This window comes from Segatella asaccharophila (genome assembly GCF_054687055.1).
Genome location: NZ_BAACAN010000067.1, coordinates 1 through 547, shown reverse-complemented (window position 1 = coordinate 547; position 547 = coordinate 1). Strand labels below are relative to the sequence as shown.

Below are 547 nucleotides of genomic sequence, written 5' to 3'. Positions count from 1 at the left end.
CCGGTAGCTTATGAGGATGTTCCGTCATCGAAAAACTTCCCTCAGAATGATAATGGAGGGGTTTTTGACAAGAACAAGTCAACGATAGGCTATACTAAGTATGATGAGGGGATATGGGTTGGATACCGTTATTTTGACACATTTGGCAAACCGGTCTCTTATCCTTTTGGCTATGGTTTGTCCTATACGACCTTCTCGTTGAGCGGCTTGAAAGTACGCTATGGGAAATCAGTTTGTAAGGCAGTCGTAACGGTGACGAATACCGGTAAGGTAGCGGGCAGGGAAGTGGCCCAGCTTTATGTCTCGGCTCCCAAGGGGACGCTGGAGAAACCAAAGAAGGAATTGAAGGCATTTGCCAAGACCCGTAATCTTCAGCCTGGAGAGTCGCAGACCCTGACGCTGACCTTCCGTCCTATGGACCTGGCCTCTTTTGATGCAGTCACCAACAGCTGGGTACTGGATCCTGGAGTCTATGAGGTGATGATCGGCCAGTCCGTCGAGAATATCAAGTTGACGGCACCGATGAAAATTTCCAAGGGTGTTCAGA

General features: G+C 49.0%; 1 protein-coding gene. It reads left to right on the top strand.

All coding sequences use genetic code 11. The features are described 5' to 3' along the window. On the top strand, positions 1 to 547 hold a 547-nt coding region (locus ACYRYG_RS13345; protein WP_460198492.1), incomplete at both ends, for a fibronectin type III-like domain-contianing protein.